This is a genomic window from Bradyrhizobium sp. USDA 4341 (assembly GCF_054063755.1).
The window spans coordinates 7502489-7522031 of record NZ_JBSSGO010000002.1; the positions used below are offsets into that span (position 1 = coordinate 7502489).

Sequence of the window (19543 nt, forward strand, 5' to 3'; positions counted from 1 at the left end):
TGTTGCCCGCCAGCGAGCTTCCGGCGAGAAATAGCCACTACGATGGAGCCCGGTACAGGATCGTCCGCAAGGTAAATGGCTGCCCCCTCTGGGGGAGGCTGGCGAGGTGACCTGTCGGTCCAACGACTGCAACCACTGAGCGGCGGCACAGCTATCCCTACTGCGTTGGCTCAATCGAGCAGCCACAATTGCAGGGATACGAGCCGATGACCGAGCCACTCCAGCGGAGATCGATTGTACCGAGACCCTTCAAGCCTCGATCCTCTGTACGACGATCGTCCTGTACTGGCTTTGGAAAGCCGATCAGCCATCCGGCCCGCTGCAATTTTGCGATAGACGGTGCAAGCGGATGCTTATAGCTGTTCTTGTTTCCAAAAGACATTGCAGCGCGGGCCGTCGATAGGTTTGGCTTTGCGGGCGCCTTGCCTGGAGCCCGTCCGCCATGGTGAGATACGACCAATGACGTGATCGACCGCACTGAGCGCTTCAAGGACGGGATGTCGGAGTATCCGGCGTCACCGGGCAGCAAGATTGGATCGTCCTGGTGGTTCGGCCCATTGACCCATACGGCGATCCCGGAACGATTGAAGTTCCCTGTCGATCCCGTGCAGCGCTCGAGCTCGATCGCTCCCTTCTTCAGAATGCCTTTTCCATTCCAGATCAACAGGTTTCCATTTTGAGCAATGCTGCTCGCCATAGCGGATTGCGGGCCGGGTCCTATCCTCTGAAAAGGGGCGATCCAGGTTCTGTTGAGCGCTGTCGTAAACTTGTTGGCGGCATGAAAGTGATCGTAGTGCCAATGAGTAAGCACCACCACTGGATCGTCCTTAAGACATACCCCGGTCATTGCAGCCGGCCATGTGCCGGTGTCCGCCAGAACGCCCGCTCCAAGATCAATATAAGCCAATACCTTCTTCGATTTCGTAACCAGCGCGTTGGCCGCGCCTTGTCCGACATCCAAAACGAAAACTCTCTCGACACTGTCGGTCGGCAGAGCTTCTCGGAGTTCATCGCCTGATTTTGCGTAGGGCGATAAGTCGGTTACTCTCTTCAAGCTGCTTAGAACATGCGGTGTGATACCCTCTTGAGAGAAGCGCACACGCATGGCGGGTCCGTTTATGTTTCCGAATAGATTAGCTGGGCCATGTTCGTCTTCGAATATTTGGAGCTCTAACCACGTCGGAAGCCTGCCCGACCAAAAGCCGAGCCATTCTAGGGCCGCGAGGTCTTCGCCGAGCCGTGAGTTGATCTCGATCGCGTAAACCGGGGCCCCCGTTGAGAGCGAAAGCCAACGGCCAGTGGTCAGAGGTCCCAGAGATGAGGCGTTCTCACCATCGAACCAGTCGGCGTCGACTGCATCAAACAGCGCATACTCTGATCGGTTCCATTCGATCAGTCGTGCGTAGACTCTGCCGGGAACCTTAAAAGCACATTCAGGCAGGAAGAAGTGGTTCAGTCTCATTGGGGATGCCGGCTCGCTAGTTGAACTCGTAATCAATAAATAGTTCGCCCGTGGCTGGGACCTTGAACTGATCTGGGAGCTCGCCAGCCGTCTTCTCAGCCTTCGTCCCTTGCGTGGCCACTTGGTCGCTCCTTGCCAATTGACCTTCCATTCGCCCGCGCAAAGCGTCCAGCAAGGGCTCTCGAGGAACCTGGTTGTATGCGTGGATCTGCGTGGAGCACATCCCAACGCAGCCGAGCCTCATAGCTGCTACCGCATCCTTGGGCGTCGCATTTGCACTGCCATGATGACCTACCTTGTAGAAGTCGATCTTCCCCAGGATCGACTGGGCATTTTTGGTCAGCTCGGTATGGCCCGGGGTTCCATACGCCCCGCCGTACAGAAAGTTTTCCCAGTTGCCCCACTGGGCGTCACCGGCAAACAGCAAATGCCTTCCTCGAAAGCTGAACAGGACAACGAGGCTTTGGTTGTTCAAGGTGTTATCCGCCGCCTTGGCGCGAGCCGCTAAGACGTCGGGCTGCGCGCCGTCGATCAAGCGGATTATCGTCTGATCGTCATAAATCCTGAAAGCGTCACTGGGATAGCCGTTCTTGTCGGTGCAAAATGCCTTGGGAAACGGTCGCACCACTTCGTCATCTGTCTCGATCTCGTCAGACAAATACTGCTGGTTCACCTTGGTCATTTGCGAGATGAGCTTGGGATCAATCGGCGGACCGAGGATCTGGGCGGATAGACCGGCATCAGTGAGACTCTTGGGCAAGATAGGCTGGTCCCCGGCCTTGTAGTAATCATGGTCCGCCTCGTTCTTGAAGCCCCTGTGAAGGACGTCCAAGGCCTTTTGATTTTTTGACCCCCCGCCGGCGGCTGCCATCCCTCCGGTGATATTGTCGACCATATCCTTGAGCATCGACGAATCACTGCCGCCTCGCGCGGCGAATTTCGCCGAAAGATTATCGGCGATCGCAGTGAGGCTCGCCTGAAAGGCCATCGCTTTGTCGTTCTTTGGGTCCTCGAACCAAGGCATCCAAACACGTTCGACCGTGAAGCCGCTGAAGATGTCGCTACAGCTCGCAAAGCCCGATATGTGGTCGGCATGTCGATGCGTCATGATGACGAGCGCGAGCTTAGAGCCGCAATCGTTAGCCATCTGCTGCACCGCATCCCGGATGCTCCCGAGGTCCTGCGCGTGAACGCCGCAGTCTATCAGAACATGCTCGCTCGCCCCGCCGGCCATCGGCACAGTCAAGAGAAAGAAATCGCCAAAACCAACTCGAAACATTCGTACCCGTAACCCTCGGGCGCTCTCGTTTGAAGAAGGATCGGTCGAAGGCGAGCTCGTGTCCGTCCCGCGCGGAGGCATCTTCGCGGCCTTGCCGGCCTTCCTGGCAGGTGCCTTTGCCGTCTTGTTCCGAACTTTGGGGGTGGATTTTTTCTTGGATGCCATGATTAAGCTCCGGCGTGCAGTAAGCCGAAATCAAGCTGGAAGCGTGCGTCGTCTCCTGCTTCGCCGACCTCGCCACTTTCAATCTTGGAGCTGATCGCGCGGCCGCTCGAGGCATAGTATGTCCGCACGCGATCCTCGCGCTCAGCGCTGTGAAGCTTTGCAATCACAAACCGTATTCTCGGCGGCGGCCTCTTGTCCGCTTGCGGCGGGTCCTGAGAGATCAGCAGCGTCACGCCGTTCCGCATTGGAAAAGTACCCGAGCCAGCATCACCGAACGGCGTTCGCACGGTTTGGACCAATTCAGCCACCATATCCACAAACAGCCGACCGTCTTCGCCCATGTGAAACATGGGATGAAACGAAAGTGCCTGGATTTTGCCGAGATTCTTATCAAACCCGAGCAGGTCACCGTACTTCTGCGCATAGGCGCGCAGAACGTCCCCGTTATTGTCCTTCTCGGACTTGGTCAATCCGTTCGGATCGCCGAATTGAAGTCCGTCGACGGTCGGGAGTGCATCGCGCCGGACTTTCGGCCAGAACAGGGATTCTTCAGAGAATGAAGACGCTCCGTCTGCAATGATTCCGCGCAGGCGGAATGCCTGCATCAGCGCGTCGCGAACACCGTCCGGATCGTTTGGATGCAGATCGAGGTCCGCAGTCAGGACGGCGCGCAAAAAATCTCCAAAGGTGATGTCGACCGGCGGGCAGTAGTCAAGCGCTCGTGCACAAATGACGAAAAACTGCTCTGCCGTATGACTTGCCTCCGCTGCCGGGCGTTCGGCGAGCGGCGCGGGCAGATCGTCATGGTCGAGATTGCCGCCACCAGCGCGATGAATCCGAAAGAGATCCGCTGTTCTGCGGATATAGATGGTGAAGTACGCATCGAACACCGCAGCGACCAGGATCGATCCGCGATCGTGAGGTTCCGTCTTGACGTTAATGTCGTTTGAATTGGGCGGTGTGCCGAGCGCGCTGCGGAGCGCGCCGCGCAAACCGACTGCCTCTCCAAACTGGGTCGCGAGGGCGACGAGGGGATTGGCTTTTCCAATCTGCGCCTGAATGCCCGCTCCAGTCGATCCGGCCGAAATTGCTAGCTCTGGTTTGAGGTGCGAGTCGAACAATCGGCCGCCGGTTTTTTCCAAGGTGTCAAGCAGGAACTCCTTGTGTGAGAAGTGCGAGAACAACGCGGCAAGATCTGCGAATGCCTCGTGAAATGCCGGAACGTCGATATTGGTTGGTTCGGTAAAGAAGCTGCGTATACCGTCGACGATCGCATGCGTCGTCTCGTGCGCGATAATGTCATGCGACAGGCACGTGAAGACGGTCTGCTTGGGAAGATTGCTTCCCGGATTGCTGCGGCTGGCTCTGAAATACCCGAAGAGGATTCCGTGTGCATCGGGACTATAAAACGCGTTCGCCTGGCACATGGCGTGAGGAAATAGATTGAGGCAGCGAGACGCGCCGCGCGGAACTGGATCGGCGCTAGCCGAGCGCTTTGTGCCCCGCCAATGAATCCGACGTCCCAGCGCGAACTCGAACCGCTGCAGCGTTTCGCTCGCCACCGCATAGACCATCTGCTGGTGAAAGCGAGGATCTGCCTCGCTTGGTGCGAGGCCCCCGCGGATCAGGAGCCTCGGATCGTTTAGATCGACCGGCTGGTAAAATGTCTTGTTTGCCCCGTCGTAGTCGATCACCGCGAATCGTTCGCCGATCGGACCTGGTTGAGCCGCTTCATAACGTACCGATGCGGTCATGTAGTTTCCAACAAGGCGACCTGCGCTCGGATCAAATGCGTAAACGCTTAGCGGACGTTCGCTCGGTGTTGCTATCTCCGATGACGTATAGATGTCGGGAGGTGCCGAAACCTGCGATTGCTTTCCATTGTCGCCCCGATCGCGAACTTCCTCGCAAACAATAGTCGGACGCCTCATCATGTTGCCTCACAATGAGCGAGACTAAGCGGCACTGCGCCAGGTGCGCGCTGCCGCTATCTCGCTTGATCCTTAGTATTCATCGGGAAACGGAAAGCCCGTGGGATCAGTAATCTTTATGTCAAGCGTCGTCTGCAATCCGGGAGCGATATGCTTGCGCAGTGCGGCGTCGCAGATCGCGTAGCCCCAATTCATGAGCTGATTTTGAAGTTTCAACGGCATCCGTTCCAAACGGGTGGCGACTGCAGCCAAAGTAGCGGGCTGTCTGCTCGCGCATTTCAGTGGATCAGTCGCGAGCTGGTAATCTGAAAATGAGGTGCGAATTCCCCAGAACGCGCCGGTGTGGTCACCGCGCTTGAAAGCGTCGATCAGGTGTCGCTTGCGAAGACTGCGGACCTGGTTATCAATCGTGTCGAGGATACGCATGGAGTGGCGTACCCAATCGTGATGCGGATCTTCTTCGGGCGCAATCTTTTGGCCGGCATCACTCACCAACAGCGTCTTGAAACGTTTGGTCGTTTCCAAGCCGAGATTGTCATAGACCCCGCCATCGCTGAGTACGGCCTGTGTCGTGAATGGAGGGCGGTTGAGCTGACTGCCGGGCGGCGCCTCCACCTTTTGCCCGATAGGCAGGACCATGGGCGAGAGGATGGGCGGAAAGGCGGATGATGCTGCAACCGCAGTGCAAAGCGATACGTCTGGATCCTTAACCAAGCCGACGAGATAATCGCCCATGTACGGCCTCGAAAAGCGCCAGAGTGCCGAGCTTTGGACGTTTGTTGCATTGATCACAAAGCGTGGAGCCTTGTTTTGTGAATCATCGGGAAGGTCCTTGAGCTTCGCACCCTTGAATAGTACGTCGTCATACGACTGGGCGACCTTTTCGCTAATCGAAACTGAGGAGAAAATCCCACCGATGACAGCGCCGGCGTCGACTGTGGTGTCTGCCATTGCGCGAATGCGGTCAACAAGCAGACCGAACTTTGCTGTTTTACCGTTGCTAAATTGCAGTTCGTCCCAGAGCAATCCCAACACACCTGCCGTGATGGACCCGCCCGAGACGCTAGATATCCTCTTCAACTTCCCCAACAGCCCGATCTCGTTGAGCCGGTAAAGAGCTCATGAAAGACCATGGCACGATATCCGCCACCCGAAAGCGACAGGGCGACCCCATCTTCGATGGCTACAGATTGCTTATGCGGATCAATGAGTTCTTCTTCCATTTGAGATCCCAGCTGCTGGCGTTCTCGCAAGGTCAAATCGCAAATCGAGCGATCACGTCCAACCGCCGGTTTGATTTCGTTCAGCAGATCTAAGGCTTGGGGAGCCTTGCACGGGGGGTGATTGACTGAACAAATCGGAGCGACTGCGGAATGGACGTGGCATCTGAATGGTTCACTGAAAACGTGTGACGCAAGGGCTCAAGCGCCGCCACACGTCCGTGTCTCCAGCGCTGTTCAAATGCGACTCGATCAATTATGTCGGCGTATGAAACTGCTTATATGCGACGCTTCGCAAAGGTTCAACCACAACGATAGTGTTGCATAGGTCCCTCGAGGTTTTCAATCAATACGTGTCAAAAAAAGCAGATAAGCTGCGTCTGCCTTCGGCTACTTTCGGTAGTACTCGCAAAATTGGCGTGGAGGATGGTCGGTTTGCGGTAATCGACTGGACTGGCTGAACTAAACGCGTCGGCAGGCTCGTGGTGGCGTCGCCTTAGGGGGCCGGCCTGCATTTGTGTTTCAGGACATGCGCGTCAGATTATGTAAAGTAAAGACGATTGTCTCGTGGATCGCAGCGCTTGGCGAAGGCGAGGACTGGGCGGTTTCGCGCTGAAGACGATTCAGGGAAGAACGGTACAGCGGGGACCTTCTTAGGGGCGGCGGGTGTTTAGATTTTTCTTATTCGAGACGAGGGTCGCCTTTGGCCAGCCGACCGCTTCTCGGGGTTCTCATCGCGGATATGGCCTTCCGCGCCCTGGCCTCGTTGCTTCAGCACGGCTGCAAACTGAACCGAGAAGGATATCAAGGCAAGCATTGCCGCCGTGGAGGTCTCGAATGAAATGTTCGAGACCCTTCGTACTACCGGCCTGGCCGGTTGGGAGTGGGATCTGCCACGCCAAGTAGACTGAGTAAATTTATTTGATAGTCCCGGGGATTAGATGATCAATGCACTTCGCGTGGCAAAGACAGCCAATTTTCACAGTCTAAAGCGAGCACTCAGCAACGCCGCGGTTGACGATCTTTTCCGGCGAATTCGTGCCGGGCAGCCGTCCGCCTCCCAGAATGTTTTCCACCATCGCCGCGTTTTGGCAGGGGCGACCTATTGGTCAGCGATTTCGTTTTTTTACGAACGCCCAGCCGCGTTCATGTCTGAGGAGGCCGGCATTCGGGAGCGGATTTGTGGGTTTCTCCTGCTGGTCGAGCACCGAGGCCACGTCGCCATATTCAGGTCGAAGCTTGATCTCCCCGCGGAATTCTCGACCCGATACTTTGCGCGGGTACCGTCCGAACGAGTGGATATCGCTATCGCGCGTAACGACGCCGTGTTCGAAAAGATCCGGCTCCGCAACATGTCGATTTCAAAAGACGTGATGCGAAGCAAGACATTTGAAGCTAACGATCTAAGCAACGTTGTGGGACCGGCCGGGGCGAGCCGGTACGTGCCACAAGGTTACACAGTCCGATCGAATGCCGGCCACTATTCGACAACCCCTCGCACGGGCCGGATTGGTCAACGATCCGATCGTGTCGGCCACGAGGATTTGATCGTTTATGCGACCTCCGTAATTGATCAGCTGGTCGACGCTCAGGGAGCCCCAGCCAGATTCATCGGTACATTCGCCCGTGCGATTGACTTGTCGAGCATCCAAGGAAGCGTCAGTCCGACTGCGTTTGCGGTTGACGTAGCTAGCCTGACAGACGCCGTCCACGAGCGAGGCGATATCAGGTTGGTGCGGAAGAGCAACCAGAACTATGTCGCCCTCTCAAAGCCCGAAGTCGACCAGGTGTTATCGGAGCTGGACTGCGTGCTAAAGATCGACGGCCAAGGTAAGCTGCTGGATCTGGTCGATAGCGCCACCAGCAGCAAGCTCGGTGCCATAGCGATCAATCAGAGTCGGATTGCGCTGCGTGACCTACGCCTGCCTCTCAGCGCCGACGTTGAGATTGAAGATCCTGATCGTCCGCTGGGCGAAGATCCAGATCGAATCTCGCTTCGACGTTACGTAGAACGGGAGGATTATTTCATCGTATTGTTCGACTCGCCCTCGCTGGCGTATATAGACGGCACGCTATTCAGGGATGAGGGGTTCACCGACGGTGGCGTGGCTTTGCTACGTTATTTGCGCGCGAACACTCTCCTCGGCGGTGTTGTCGATGAGAAGGGAAAGTTTACGGCTGCACATGCGACGTTTGATTCCGATTCAACGTTCGGAGTTATCGAAAAAAGTGTCGCCGATGGAGACGAAGTTCTTGTATGCGACGATTTGGGCGACGAATGGGCGGACTTCATCGGGCTGAATAATTCCAGCAGTCCACCTCGCATCACCTTTTATCATGCTAAACACGGGCAGCCTTCGCTGGGCGCCGGTCAGTTTCATATTTCGGTCAGTCAAGCTATCAAGAATTTGCAGCGCATGAGCTTGCCGGCAGACGTGATGGGAGCAAAAATCCGCAGGTGGCAAAAGAACTATAGCAACGGCGGGGCAACAACCAAGATCCCGCGGACCCTCCGGGGAAGCGCAGGTCAGCTCGCCACCGAATTCGCACGTGCGCGAACTGCTCCCGATGCAATCCGCCGGGTCTTTATCGTGACGTCATCGCTCAGCCGAAGTGCGGTCGAAGCTGCTCTTGAGCGCGTTAAGGCTGGTCACGCAGCGGACCCGTATTTTGTTCAACTCTACTGGCTTCTGATGTCGTTTTTTTCAGCCTGCACGGAAATGAATGCGCACGGCTATGTCGTCTGTCAGGATTAGAGAGCAGCATCCCCCTCAGCGACATGATGAAATGGTCAAGCTGCATTTCGACTTAGCCTTGGCTCGTTCCAGATTGGAGCATTCCAGAAGCCTTGGTCTGCTGTCGCGTCGTAGAGGCCAAAGAACAGAGGAGAGTGCCGCTGCTACACTAACCTGCTACCGCGGGCCATGGCAATCCAGCATCGGATGAGTGGCGACTGCGTAACCCTCAGTCGATTACATTCAGTTCAAGGGTTGTTTTTGCGTACATCACAACCTAGCATAAACTAAGCCATTTTGTCTGTTATCTCGATTTCAGGAAATCCATATGCTCGGTCGGATCACGGCCCGTTTCGGGTCACTTGCGGTGTTTCTATCCATCCTTGTAGCGTTGCCGCTCTTAGGCACCTCAGCATCCGCGGACGACCTGCCGCAACGAATGAGGCTGCCGGTCGGCAGCTATTGGATTGGGGGTGGCGGAGGCGGCGACCTCCCGTCGGGGCACCTGCGGCTGGACCGCACGGCCAATAGCGACGGACGTTCGACCTTCAGCATGCCCGCCTACTGCATCGACAAGGGGCGGTCGGCACCAAACAGCGGTCACCCGATCACGGCGTTCAGTGGTGACGTCCGAATTCAATGGTACGAAAAGGGCCGGCTCATCGCAGAGAAGCCATTTGCCGATGCCATTTCGGGACCAATGCCCTGGGTCTCTGTCTCGGGGCAAGACGGTGCGGGCAAAGAGGGATCTGCAATAAGAATTGCGATCACCCCGCTTGATGGTCGTTACGACTACGCGGTCCACGTCCAGGGCTTGGCGATTGCTGGGACCGACGCCAACGATGTTGCCAAGGCCTCCCAGGAGTGGAGGGGGAATGAAGGAGTTCTGAGGGTCTCCAGCACCTTCGATGTAATGAGGACGGTCGTCGCATCGGCGCCAGATCCATACGAGACTCTCGATAGGATTGAGAACGTGAGGCAGGGGCTGGAGTGGCGCTTCTTCGGAAACCAATCGTCCGGTGCGGACGTGGCGGGCGCCAAAGTGAATTTGCCTGTAGTTCGGGCCGCAGTTGATCGCCTGGTGGCAGCGGATTTTGCGCCCCGAGGCGGCGTGTTGAAGGCGCGCGATCGCGGCGACTGGATAACGTTCGCGAAGGGCGGCAATGTTCCAGCTTCTGAGGGAGAGCAGCTTTCGCGAGTGATGTCTGATATCGGCACGGAAATCGCTTTGCCGAATGACATCGATCAGCCCGAAACTCTTTCGATGCTTGCAAGCGTCAACAGACTGATGGCTCTGGATCGCGCTCGGGCGCTTCAACCTTCTCGAATATTTTCTGCTGAGAGCGAGGTCGGTCTCGCCTCGGGGCCCGGCATTTTGCGGTCGTTTTACGCCATCCGGACCCAGGGCCGTCAGTCTTTCGCAAAGGCGCTTCGGATCGCAGCCTATCAGCGATTCAATCCGCTTGATGTGGCAAGCGGCCAGGTTGAATACGATCTTCTGCAGGACTTGCAATGCGCGGCTGAATTGGATCGGGAGGATGCAGCCGCAGGCCTTTTTGGCGGCAGGCTATTCGTTCGCAACGAACAAGCTGCAGCCGTATCGATTGTTCCGCTGCAGGCTTTGGCTCGTCAACTGCATCTCTACGCTGACGAATTTGGTAAATCGCGCAAGGTGAAGGTGTCGAGCAACGATACTCATATTTGTTTCCAGTGGTTCGATGATCATGGAAAGCTAAATACAAGGAAGATACCGCGAGAGGAATTCGGGGGCCGCTTCGTGTCAAGCTTCGGTCCCGCCGTATTCATCACAGACGGAAGTGATGGCGCTCTGGACGAGTTGCTCAGCGCGGCCGGCGCCGAGGCTCAAAACCTCGTTAACGCGAGATTGCGGCTCGCGGCAAGTTCTGTCCGAATGCCGACAGGGAAGCCGGGCAAAAGGCCCGATGTTGAGATCGTGCAGAGAGCGAAGGCAGGAGAGCGCTCGACCGACGTCTCCATACTCGAGCTGGACGGAAATGGCGATGCAGGCGTGATTAAGCTGGAGGATGGATCCATCGTCATAGTCGATACCGGACGAAGCCGCGACATCGTCCAGCAATTGAGGAAGTTTCTCGTTCGGAACTACAGGAATGAGAAGCCGCAGATCAAATTGATCATTACTCATTCGCATCAGGACCATATCGGCGGGCTTGACGCTCTCATCGATGCTGGGTTCCGCATTGATGAGATTTTAGTCGGCAAATCCATGCAAGACTTGGCGGACGATGGGGTTATTGCCAATCTACAAAAACGCTTGAAGAGCGCGGGATACAACGACCAGTCGACAGATTCAATCGGCCACTTCGTTCGCGACGGCGTAACGCCTTGGATCAATCTGGAGAATGTAGTCGAAAGAGATGGAGTTGAGACCTTCACGCTTTATCCCGGCAACGACACGACAATTACCCTGCATCATGTGTCGGATAGCAAGGAGCCGAACGATGCTGGGATCGTGGTCAAACTCGTGAACAGGGGGACGAGCTGGCTTTTGACCGACGATATAAGCGCAAGCACGATGAGGACGATGCTTCTTGCCCTGCCGCCGGGATCGCTGTCTGCAGGCTATCTGAAATGGCCACATCATCTGTGGTTTCCAAAAGAACACTCCAGTCCGCGCGCCGACTTGAACCGCTTCCTCTCAGCGGTCGCGGCGCATACATATGTCTTTTCGAACAAAGGCCATGTCTCACACACCAGCCAACGCTATAGGGATATAGTCACGTTCATCCATTCAGCTTTTGACAAGGACGTGAACGCCTTGTGGACAGACGAGTGGAAATCGAACTTGGTATTTAGGTAGCTGGCAGCGTGCCGATGGCGGACTTTTTCTGCACGATCCATCGCTGCGGCTATTCCGCTCTTCCCATCCGGGAGTTAAACGAAGTCTCCGCGCTGGAGCGAGTGCTCGTCAGGCGAAACCTGGAGCAATGATCCACAGTGAAACGATCTCGTATCTTGCATGCATCTCATTATGAGGAGCGCAACGAGGGTGTTTCGTCAAGCCTGGCTAGCTCGAGAATGGCATTCATTGAGTTGAAGAAAGATGAGCTCAATGGATTGGATGACCTGAAGGCGTGGTCCGGTAAATTGCAGGCTCAAGCCAATCATCGAGCCGCAGCCTCAGCGGCTAATCGATGGCTCCGCGAACAGAGCGCTTGCGCAATTTGATCGTCTTGGCCGTTGCTCCGAACTTTATCTTGCCTCCGTGATGGGTCATCGTCCCCTCTACAGGCCAAGAAAAGACGATCATAGTGTCAGATCCCGAACCGGCTTCCCGTACTTCGAAAGCTCCGCCGTTGGTTTCTACAATTGAACGACAATAGCCAAGACCGGAACTCGACACCGCCTCGAACGGCGTGCGCTGCGCGTGCTCTTCGGGGCTTTTGACGCGTACCGTTGTGACCAGGTTGGATCCTTTCAACGTGCCATGAAAATCGTATGCGCCATGACGAGTGCCTATGATGACCATGTGACTGAGGACCATGCGCAAGGACTCCGCAACACGAATTTTTGGAACTTTGCCGAACGATGCGGTCGCATGGATACTCGGGTCGAGGTGTCTTGCCGTGTTCATAGCTTCCATCACGACCCTGTTCGGGTCGATCCAGCCGGAAGCGGACCTTCCTGCTGCGACGACGTCAATGGGCCCCATGAGGTTGCGCACTGCGACCTGCATTGCACCGAGATCCTTCTCCACCGCCTGCAGTTCGCGTGGCACGATTTGATTCTCCGCGGTGTGTGCCCAAACGTCTATCGTGTCGCGCACGCGTCGGTTCGATCGCGCGGCAACGCTCATGATCTCGTCTCTAACATGCGAGTTTGCGGACTGGTAGGCGACCAGGCGATCTTGCGTATCCGCGAGCTCCCGTCGGACCCGCGCCTCGGCTTCCTTCACGATCTTGAGCGCGTGTTCGGCTTCGCTCCGCGCTTTCATCGCCACGGACACGTCTGATCCAAGGAGGCACAGGCCGCCATCCGGCATAACCGCTTCGGTGAATTGGAGCCACGTCGTGTCGTCGATTTGAAGCCGCCAAGTATCGTTGGATGTCATCAGCTCATCGCGCGACATCTTCGCGATTATCATTTTCCAGTCGGCAAGCGATGGAAGGACATGAGGCTCCTTTGAACGGGTCAGTCGATAGAACGCGGCATTCGCACCGACAGGCTCGCCGCTCGCCGTCCAGATCGCCAACGGATAGGGCGCTTGATGCCACCATTCGCGATCTGTGGCTGGATCATTGACGGCGATGTCGAGTTTTCTCGCGACGCGACGACCGAGGTCAGTCAGCGCGAAGCTTGCTTCCTTTCCCGACGAGGATCGCTCAATCAGCCCTGTTCCCTGCAGGGCACCGGTCACCCTCGAAAGGTTGGACTCTCGTAGGCCGAGAATGCTCATCAGTGCGATATTGCTGACGGCCTTGCCGGCGCCTGCGATTGCGCTCAGAAGCGACTTGGTGTGCTTTCGACTGAGCACCTCTTCCAATGGTTGGAGCTCAGCAAACCTGGCTGACTGCGAGATCAGGTCGGCAAAGGCGCGCATTCTCTCCGACATCCCGCCGGCATTTCTGCTGGCGGCAAGTGCCGACGCGTGGCGCACCACCTCAAACCATTGCGAAAGCTCGCCGCCGAAGGAGCGCGACGTCAGCGTGCGCCACGTAACGTCGCGGAGCACGTCATAGACCCGCTCTGTCAACGACGGCTCGCTGGTCAGCGCTTTTCGGATCGCGGCGGCCGCTTCGGCCGGCGTCGCATCGCCGCGCCCGATCCGATCGAGCGAGATTTCGAAGGCCTTGCGGTCGGTGGCGGACATTGGACCCGCTGATCTGGGGACTACGGAACTTGTTTTACTACGCTTTACATTGGCCTGCTTTAACGCCAAGTCAACGGTCATGTACCGTTTTGCCGCGGAAAACGCTCCATGGAACATCCCTGAGAAGCTCATTTGCCGCCCAGCCCGATGAGTTCCCGTCCGGATTCAGGACATACCCGGCAGCCTGATCCACCGGCGGATAGGCCTGCTGGACTACAAAACTGCGCGTATTTCGCTCATTGTGCAAATCCTTCGCAGTTCGGATGTGCCCGTCCATGGTGACCTCGTTGCCGCATGATGCGACTATTGCGAAATCAACGTCGAGCCACCCATAGGGGGTATGATAGCACCGATTGCAGAAATCGAGGCAGATGCCGAAGCCGAAAAGGGCTTCTTCCAGTACCACGATCGCAAGCTCGGTCCCGTGCCGAATGTCTTCCACGCGGCCTTCGGCGTCCTTGTAAGCCATGCGCTTCTTGTGCCGAGCAATTTGCACGCCGTGACCGTCGTAGATCGTAGCGATATTGTATCGCTGGCCATCCTCCATTTCATGCCACGAGCCTGCCACCACGATCCCCGGTGCGTCTGGCATTTCACCCTCGGCAAGCCAGGGCTTCTCGGCAAGTTGCGTTTCGATGAGACGACGCGATTGCGGGTCAATCATGAGCTCGGGAAACACAGTGGTCAGGCAGAGCTCGGTGTGAGCCGCCTTGCATGCATCGGAAATAATGGTTTCGCCGTTGGGGATGTGAACCGCTCTGACGAAGAACCTCGTCGGTGTTTCCTCGCAGTCAAAGATGGAATCAGGAAACAACACGGCACCGAATGCCGACGACTTCCTGGCCATTCGGTCGGCTTTCGCGATCTGAACCCTCGCGCCGTCCACGACAGCTGGCACGAACCGAAGGCGCAGGAGTCCGCGCTGATCGAAGTTGCGCATGTCCTGGGCGGGGTCCTTTGCGTCCTTCCAGGCTAAGCGCCCCATGGGGATGAGATAGGCGCAATGGCCTGCGTGTTCGACGAGCCATCCGGCTGGATCAGTCGGCCTCGAGCCCAGATCCTGTTCGGTGTATTCACGCTCCATGGCGCGAAGACAACCGCCGAGCCGCATTACTATTTCCTCGTAGGTCTCCGTGCCGCCGAATGAGAGACCATAGTCCGGCGCTTGCATGTCGAGCGTCGCAGCGAACTCGAGGATCATCGACTCCGGGACAAGCGAGTATAAATGTTTGATCGTGGCCGACGCCTTGGCGAGCGCGGCCCAGACGATGAGCATGGCCTGTCGCAAACCGTCGTCGTCCTCGCTGCGAGGCACAGCTCTCAGATTGGCGGGAATGCTGAAAGCGTTCTCCCGCCACTGCTCGTCGGTGATGTCCAAAGCCGTGACTGCCCGAATATGGTTCCGCGTTCTAAAATTCGCCGGGTTGATAGCCGACGCGCAAGCGTCCCGCTAGACTTTTGAATATACTCTCACAAGGCATCCACGATGATCGATGCAAGGTTTGCTCAAAGACGCAAATGACTGATGCGGCTCTTACTTATTGTTCGGTGGCCTGATGTCCAGATGATTGTCCGAATCGGACAAAACAATGCCGTCGCCGATCGTCAGCGATGTTTGTGTGCGGCGATACGCGAGGCATGCAGATAGGTCCAGCCAGCGAGGGTATGAAGTGCGGGATCTTTGGGCGCGAAAAGAAAGCCTTGATCGCTGTCTCGCTGGTCTATTGCCTGCGTGGTTATGCAGCTGCGGCCAGGCACTTAGGTCCACGGTTCCGGCCGGAATGAAGGATGCATATCTGATCACAGCAAACCGAACTCATCCTGGTTAAGACACCTAGCTAGCGCGGCTCTTTGTGCGACCGTGCCCTACAAAGGGCGATCTGAAGCGCTGCTGCTTTGTTAACGTGCGCCTGTTTCTGGCGGCAATGGCATTTGCCGGGGCGGGGCTTGCGTTGTCGGTTCGCGGAATCCTCGACTTGTACCGATCGAGCGCGCCGGTGTTGATGGGGCACCTTTTTGTTCAAGGGCGAGGTGGTTTGGACCAGGGCGAGGTCATCACGTAGGCATCCATGGAGTGAGCTCAATCGCTGGGTATGGCGAACTGATCGGCCTAGATCCGTGCGAACGCTTGGCGTTAGCGCACGATCATTGATGCGCGGGCCGGTTTGAGCGCGTCCGCGGTCTCGCCGCGGGCAAGCTTTTCTCCTCTTGCTCAAAGTCGGCTTCAAGAAGGCTAGGTCTTAAAGCGTCCGAGCCCTCGTCAACGTCAAGCCTCATCGATCAATGAACCGATCGATGAATGCGACCCACGATGGCGGAAAGAAGTGCGGCGGCGCCGTGCGCCTTCTTTGTGTCTCAGTCGAATGAGCGAGGAAAAAGTGCGCAAGTGCGCTGGAGCGAGATGAAAAACATCGAGCGATCCATTTCGCCTAATCCACATCGAAAATCTCTTGACCGTCTAGCGGAATATTCGATAAATCACTCCACTACTGCAGGTTAAGTTTATTGCTTTAAACCCGCTGTCCGATAGCGGATCTATTTTGCAATTGCGCGCGGCGAGCTCTCTTTAAGCGTTTCCCGTTCGGTGAGAGTTCGACCGTGTGTCTGGAACTAAAGCCAATTTGCTCAGGACTATCTTCTGTAGACAGTATTAGGGGACGAGGCGATGACGGTGCGCGAGCAATTGTTCGCATTTTTGCGCAACCTGCGATGGATCATCATTCTCTCGGTCGCCATTTCCGTTCTGCTCTACCTGCCAGATCAGATTCAGGAGCTCTACCGAATCGGCGCCGACGACATTGGCTGGACAACTGTCAAAGAGTTCATTGCCATTGGCGTGATCGCGATCACGATTTGGGCGGCTGCGTTTCAGCTCACCGCTGCAACAAGAGCTCGCATGCCGCGCGCGACAGGCCGGTTGGCCCTGTATATCAGACTTGCGCCCGTTATCCTCGGCGCATTGCCCATACTGGCTGCGACCGCCGGTCAACTCGACTCGCGGCCGGTTCAAAAGATCGGTGAGGTCGAGGAAGTCGGAAGCATCTTCCGCATCCAGGCTCAGGCGCTTGCCTTCGAGCGCAACCTGCTGCTCATCCTGGCCTTCGCCATGCTCATCCTGCTCGCCGCGTTTGTCGTATTTGCCTGGCGGATGGGAGCGAGAGATCGCGCCACCGAGCTCGCGAGCAGGGCGAACAATGCCTATTTCATCCGCTATAGATTTCTTGCGCTCACGATCGCCGGCATCGCGCTATTGACGGCTGGCTTCCTTCTGCTTCCCGATAGGCTTGCGCAATTCGTCGGCTCGTTTGGCGTGATCGCTCTTTTTACGATGTGCGTGGTTGCTCTTTCCACCCACTTTGCGCTGCTGACAATCAGGCTCAATTTCCCGTTTATACCGGTTGTGTTCGGTGGCCTGTTCCTGGTTGCGTCCTTATTTGGAAGTGACGATCACGGCCTGCGCACAGTCGATATTGCAGCGGGCCAGCCGGAAGACAAAGGCCGCATTTCTGCGGTCGAGGCATTTCGCGAATGGATTTTGCAAAAACCGCGGGTCGCCGAGGCCAAGAGGCTTGGCGAATATCCCGTGTTCATTGTGGCGGCCCAGGGCGGTGGCATCTATGCGGCCAACAACGCGGCCCGCTTTCTTGCCAGAATGCAGGATCTCTGTCCGGCGTTTCGGCAGCATCTGTTTGCGATCAGCGGCGTCTCCGGCGGAAGCGTCGGCTCGGCAATTTTTGCGGCTGCGCTTCACGCCGACAATGCGCCACTTGATGCGATCGCTCCCGACGCCAAGACATGCCCAAAGATCGCAGACTTTCTCGCCGGCGTCGGTCGCGCCGAGGACATCGATGCTTCCGGGCCGGTAGAACAGCGCGTAGCAAGCGTGTTGGAGACGGATTTTCTCTCGCCTTTGGTTGCCGGCTTTCTTTTTACCGACTTCACCCAGCTGTTCTCCCCCTTCGCGATTCCAAGTTTCGATCGCGCGCGCTTTCTGGAATACACGCTGGAAAATGCGACAGACCGAATGCTCAGGAACCAGAAGGGGGCCGGCGCACAGTCCAACCTGCTGAAAGCCGATTTTCAGTCACATTGGACGCCTGACAACAATATGCCCGCACTGTTGTTGAATACCACAGACGCCGGGAGTGGCAAGCGCGTTGTGATCTCTCCCTTCGATATCGATCCCCTGCACGCGAAAGACAAGGACCTGTGCATTCTCGCAACGCTTGATCGCGCCGGTATTGGACCCGATCAAACCGTCACAAGCCATTCCCTCCATATTCCGCTGAGCGCGGCGGCGTTTACCAGCGCGCGCTTTCCATGGGTGACACCGGCGGCGACAGTTCCTTTAAAGAACGACTGCATGACCGCCAATCGACAGGCACGCCTGGTAGACGGCGGATATGTCGAGAACTCCGGAATCGAGACTGCTCTCGATCTGATCGAGCGGCTCAACAGCATCAAGGGCACGTCCGATGCGCCAAAGTTCCGGATCTATCTTTTGTCGCTGGTGAGCGGCCAGTTCGAAGATCATGGGTCCTTCATGTTCGGTGAGCTCATGGAGCCGGTGCGCGCGCTTCTGAGCACGCGGACCTCGCGGACCTATGTCGCGCTCAATCACGCAACCACGATCGATCTCGCGCCGGAAAGCGACCTAGCTGCCAGTGTACAGCGCTTTCCGACATTTGGTCGCACCGAAATAACCGGCTTGTTTTACAGCCTCCCGCTTGGCTGGACCCTATCTCAGCAAACCGACGATATCATCTCGCTGAGCAGCGGTCGCTTTTGGGATTGCGTGCCAAAGGACGATTTCGACCAATCCCGGACCAAGCAGAGCAACGCTGATTGCCTGCAGGTGAAATTGTTTCACCTCTTGAACGGATCCGTCGCAACCGCCTTTGAAACGCTGAGAGATGCTAAGCTCGCCCAAGCTGCTTACGCCGATGAATTAAGCAAAGAGTACCGGCCCGCTCCAAAGATCAAGCCGCAGCCGCTACTTGCCTGTTACGAGAGGAAGTGGTTGCAGGAGCGCGGCTATCAGAAGTACCGCGACCAAGTTGCCGCCTACGAGCACCAGCTCGCGGTATCGATCAAAGACCATTCGCCGGCTCCGGCGCCACTGCCGCCATATCGGAAGAGTTATATTGCGTATTTTCAGGCCGAGCAGGTCAAGGCATTGTTGCAGGAATGGGATCGCGTCGCAGAAACCGAGCCGCGGGTCCTTGCCTATATACTGGGAGCAATCTCCTACGACAGCGCTGATTTTACCCGCAGCAGCGAGAATTTCTCTTACAGCGCGGTCTCGCAATTGCCGCGCAAATGGCGCGACCGCATCGCCAAAAACAACGCTGATCTGGTGGCGGCGAATAAACCGCCGATCGCAATCGAGACATTGCTCAATCATCCCAAGGAACTGGCGAATTTTGTTCTTGGCTACGAGGGCAACCCCTTCGGGAACCAGGCGGGCACGGACGATGGTTGGCTGTTTCGTCCACGAGGAATGTATCAACTGGTGGGGCGGGAGCAATATCAGGAAGCACAGAGCCAAATACAAGATATCGGCGATCTGGAAGGGCTTGATCTCCTCGCGCTCCCCGACGCACTGCGTGATGCCAAGATCTCAGCCAAGGTGGCTTTCGCTCATTTTCGGCTTCATCCCTATCAGAATGGAACATTGTTTGAGCTGCTCAAGGATCCGTCGAAGAACTGGATCGCCGTGCGCGGACTGCAAACAGACATGGAGCATGGCCCGCTTGATCGGGAGCGTGTCAATGCGAGAAGCCAAATGTTTTTCAACTGCATAGACGAGGCTTTGCATCCTACTCAACTCAAGACATTGCAAAGCAAGTTTTACGGTAGCGAGTGAACGTCCTTTATCGCGGCTGCGCGCCAAAATATGCAG

The 19543-nt window shown here is 56.7% G+C and carries 10 protein-coding genes; 3 read left to right on the forward strand and 7 right to left on the reverse strand.

Annotation, left to right across the window (positions count from 1 at the left end):
- Positions 1-157: 157 nt before the first annotated feature.
- From ACVIGB_RS41480 to ACVIGB_RS41500, 5 genes are all read right to left on the reverse strand, one after another.
- On the reverse strand, positions 158-1462 hold the full coding sequence (locus ACVIGB_RS41480) for a hypothetical protein (RefSeq protein WP_456718300.1): 1305 nt from the start codon (positions 1460-1462) through the stop codon (positions 158-160).
- Positions 1463-1478: 16 nt separating this feature from the next.
- A complete protein-coding gene (locus ACVIGB_RS41485) occupies positions 1479-2906 on the reverse strand; it encodes an MBL fold metallo-hydrolase (RefSeq protein WP_456718299.1) in 1428 nt (475 codons plus the stop codon).
- A gap of 2 nt (positions 2907-2908) precedes the next feature.
- Positions 2909-4660, reverse strand: coding sequence for a peptidase M4 (locus ACVIGB_RS41490; RefSeq protein ID WP_456718298.1), 1752 nt, complete (start codon positions 4658-4660; stop codon positions 2909-2911).
- Positions 4661-4909: 249 nt separating this feature from the next.
- A complete protein-coding gene (locus tag ACVIGB_RS41495) occupies positions 4910-5926 on the reverse strand; it encodes a patatin-like phospholipase family protein (protein WP_456749301.1) in 1017 nt (338 codons plus the stop codon).
- Positions 5914-6060: a hypothetical protein gene (locus ACVIGB_RS41500; protein WP_456718297.1), complete on the reverse strand. Its 147-nt coding sequence runs from the start codon at positions 6058-6060 to the stop codon at positions 5914-5916. The genes ACVIGB_RS41495 and ACVIGB_RS41500 overlap by 13 nt, the downstream gene beginning before the upstream one ends.
- A 938-nt stretch (positions 6061-6998) precedes the next feature.
- Between ACVIGB_RS41500 and ACVIGB_RS41505 the strand changes: the two genes are divergently transcribed.
- Both ACVIGB_RS41505 and ACVIGB_RS41510 read left to right on the forward strand, forming a co-directional pair.
- Positions 6999-8813, forward strand: a complete 1815-nt coding sequence (locus ACVIGB_RS41505; protein ID WP_456718296.1) for a hypothetical protein — start codon at positions 6999-7001, stop codon at positions 8811-8813.
- A gap of 307 nt (positions 8814-9120) precedes the next feature.
- Positions 9121-11631, forward strand: coding sequence for a ComEC/Rec2 family competence protein (locus tag ACVIGB_RS41510; protein ID WP_456718295.1), 2511 nt, complete (start codon positions 9121-9123; stop codon positions 11629-11631).
- A gap of 327 nt (positions 11632-11958) precedes the next feature.
- Here the strand turns inward: ACVIGB_RS41510 and ACVIGB_RS41515 are convergent, their stop codons facing one another.
- Both ACVIGB_RS41515 and ACVIGB_RS41520 read right to left on the reverse strand, forming a co-directional pair.
- Positions 11959-13641 (reverse strand): hypothetical protein, encoded by a 1683-nt coding sequence (locus ACVIGB_RS41515; protein ID WP_456718294.1) that lies wholly within the window; start codon positions 13639-13641, stop codon positions 11959-11961.
- 70 nt (positions 13642-13711) lie between these two features.
- Positions 13712-15019, reverse strand: a complete 1308-nt coding sequence (locus ACVIGB_RS41520) for a hypothetical protein (protein ID WP_456718293.1) — start codon at positions 15017-15019, stop codon at positions 13712-13714.
- A gap of 1287 nt (positions 15020-16306) precedes the next feature.
- On the opposite strand from ACVIGB_RS41520, the gene ACVIGB_RS41525 reads away from it, so the two are divergent.
- Positions 16307-19507 carry a hypothetical protein gene (locus ACVIGB_RS41525; RefSeq protein ID WP_456718292.1) on the forward strand — a complete coding sequence of 1067 codons (3201 nt, stop codon included), beginning with the start codon at positions 16307-16309 and terminating at the stop codon, positions 19505-19507.
- Positions 19508-19543: the final 36 nt, after the last annotated feature.

Excerpts from the sequence above, each read along its gene's own strand:
- ACVIGB_RS41525 (WP_456718292.1), top strand. The coding sequence starts at position 16,307 with ATGACGGTGCGCGAGCAATTGTTCGCATTTTTGCGCAACCTGCGATGG.
- ACVIGB_RS41515 (WP_456718294.1), bottom strand. The coding sequence starts at position 13,641 with ATGTCCGCCACCGACCGCAAGGCCTTCGAAATCTCGCTCGATCGGATC.
- ACVIGB_RS41510 (WP_456718295.1), top strand. The coding sequence starts at position 9,121 with ATGCTCGGTCGGATCACGGCCCGTTTCGGGTCACTTGCGGTGTTTCTA.
- ACVIGB_RS41480 (WP_456718300.1), bottom strand. The coding sequence starts at position 1,462 with ATGAGACTGAACCACTTCTTCCTGCCTGAATGTGCTTTTAAGGTTCCC.
- ACVIGB_RS41490 (WP_456718298.1), bottom strand. The coding sequence starts at position 4,660 with ATGACCGCATCGGTACGTTATGAAGCGGCTCAACCAGGTCCGATCGGC.
- ACVIGB_RS41500 (WP_456718297.1), bottom strand. The coding sequence starts at position 6,060 with ATGGAAGAAGAACTCATTGATCCGCATAAGCAATCTGTAGCCATCGAA.
- ACVIGB_RS41485 (WP_456718299.1), bottom strand. The coding sequence starts at position 2,906 with ATGGCATCCAAGAAAAAATCCACCCCCAAAGTTCGGAACAAGACGGCA.
- ACVIGB_RS41505 (WP_456718296.1), top strand. The coding sequence starts at position 6,999 with ATGATCAATGCACTTCGCGTGGCAAAGACAGCCAATTTTCACAGTCTA.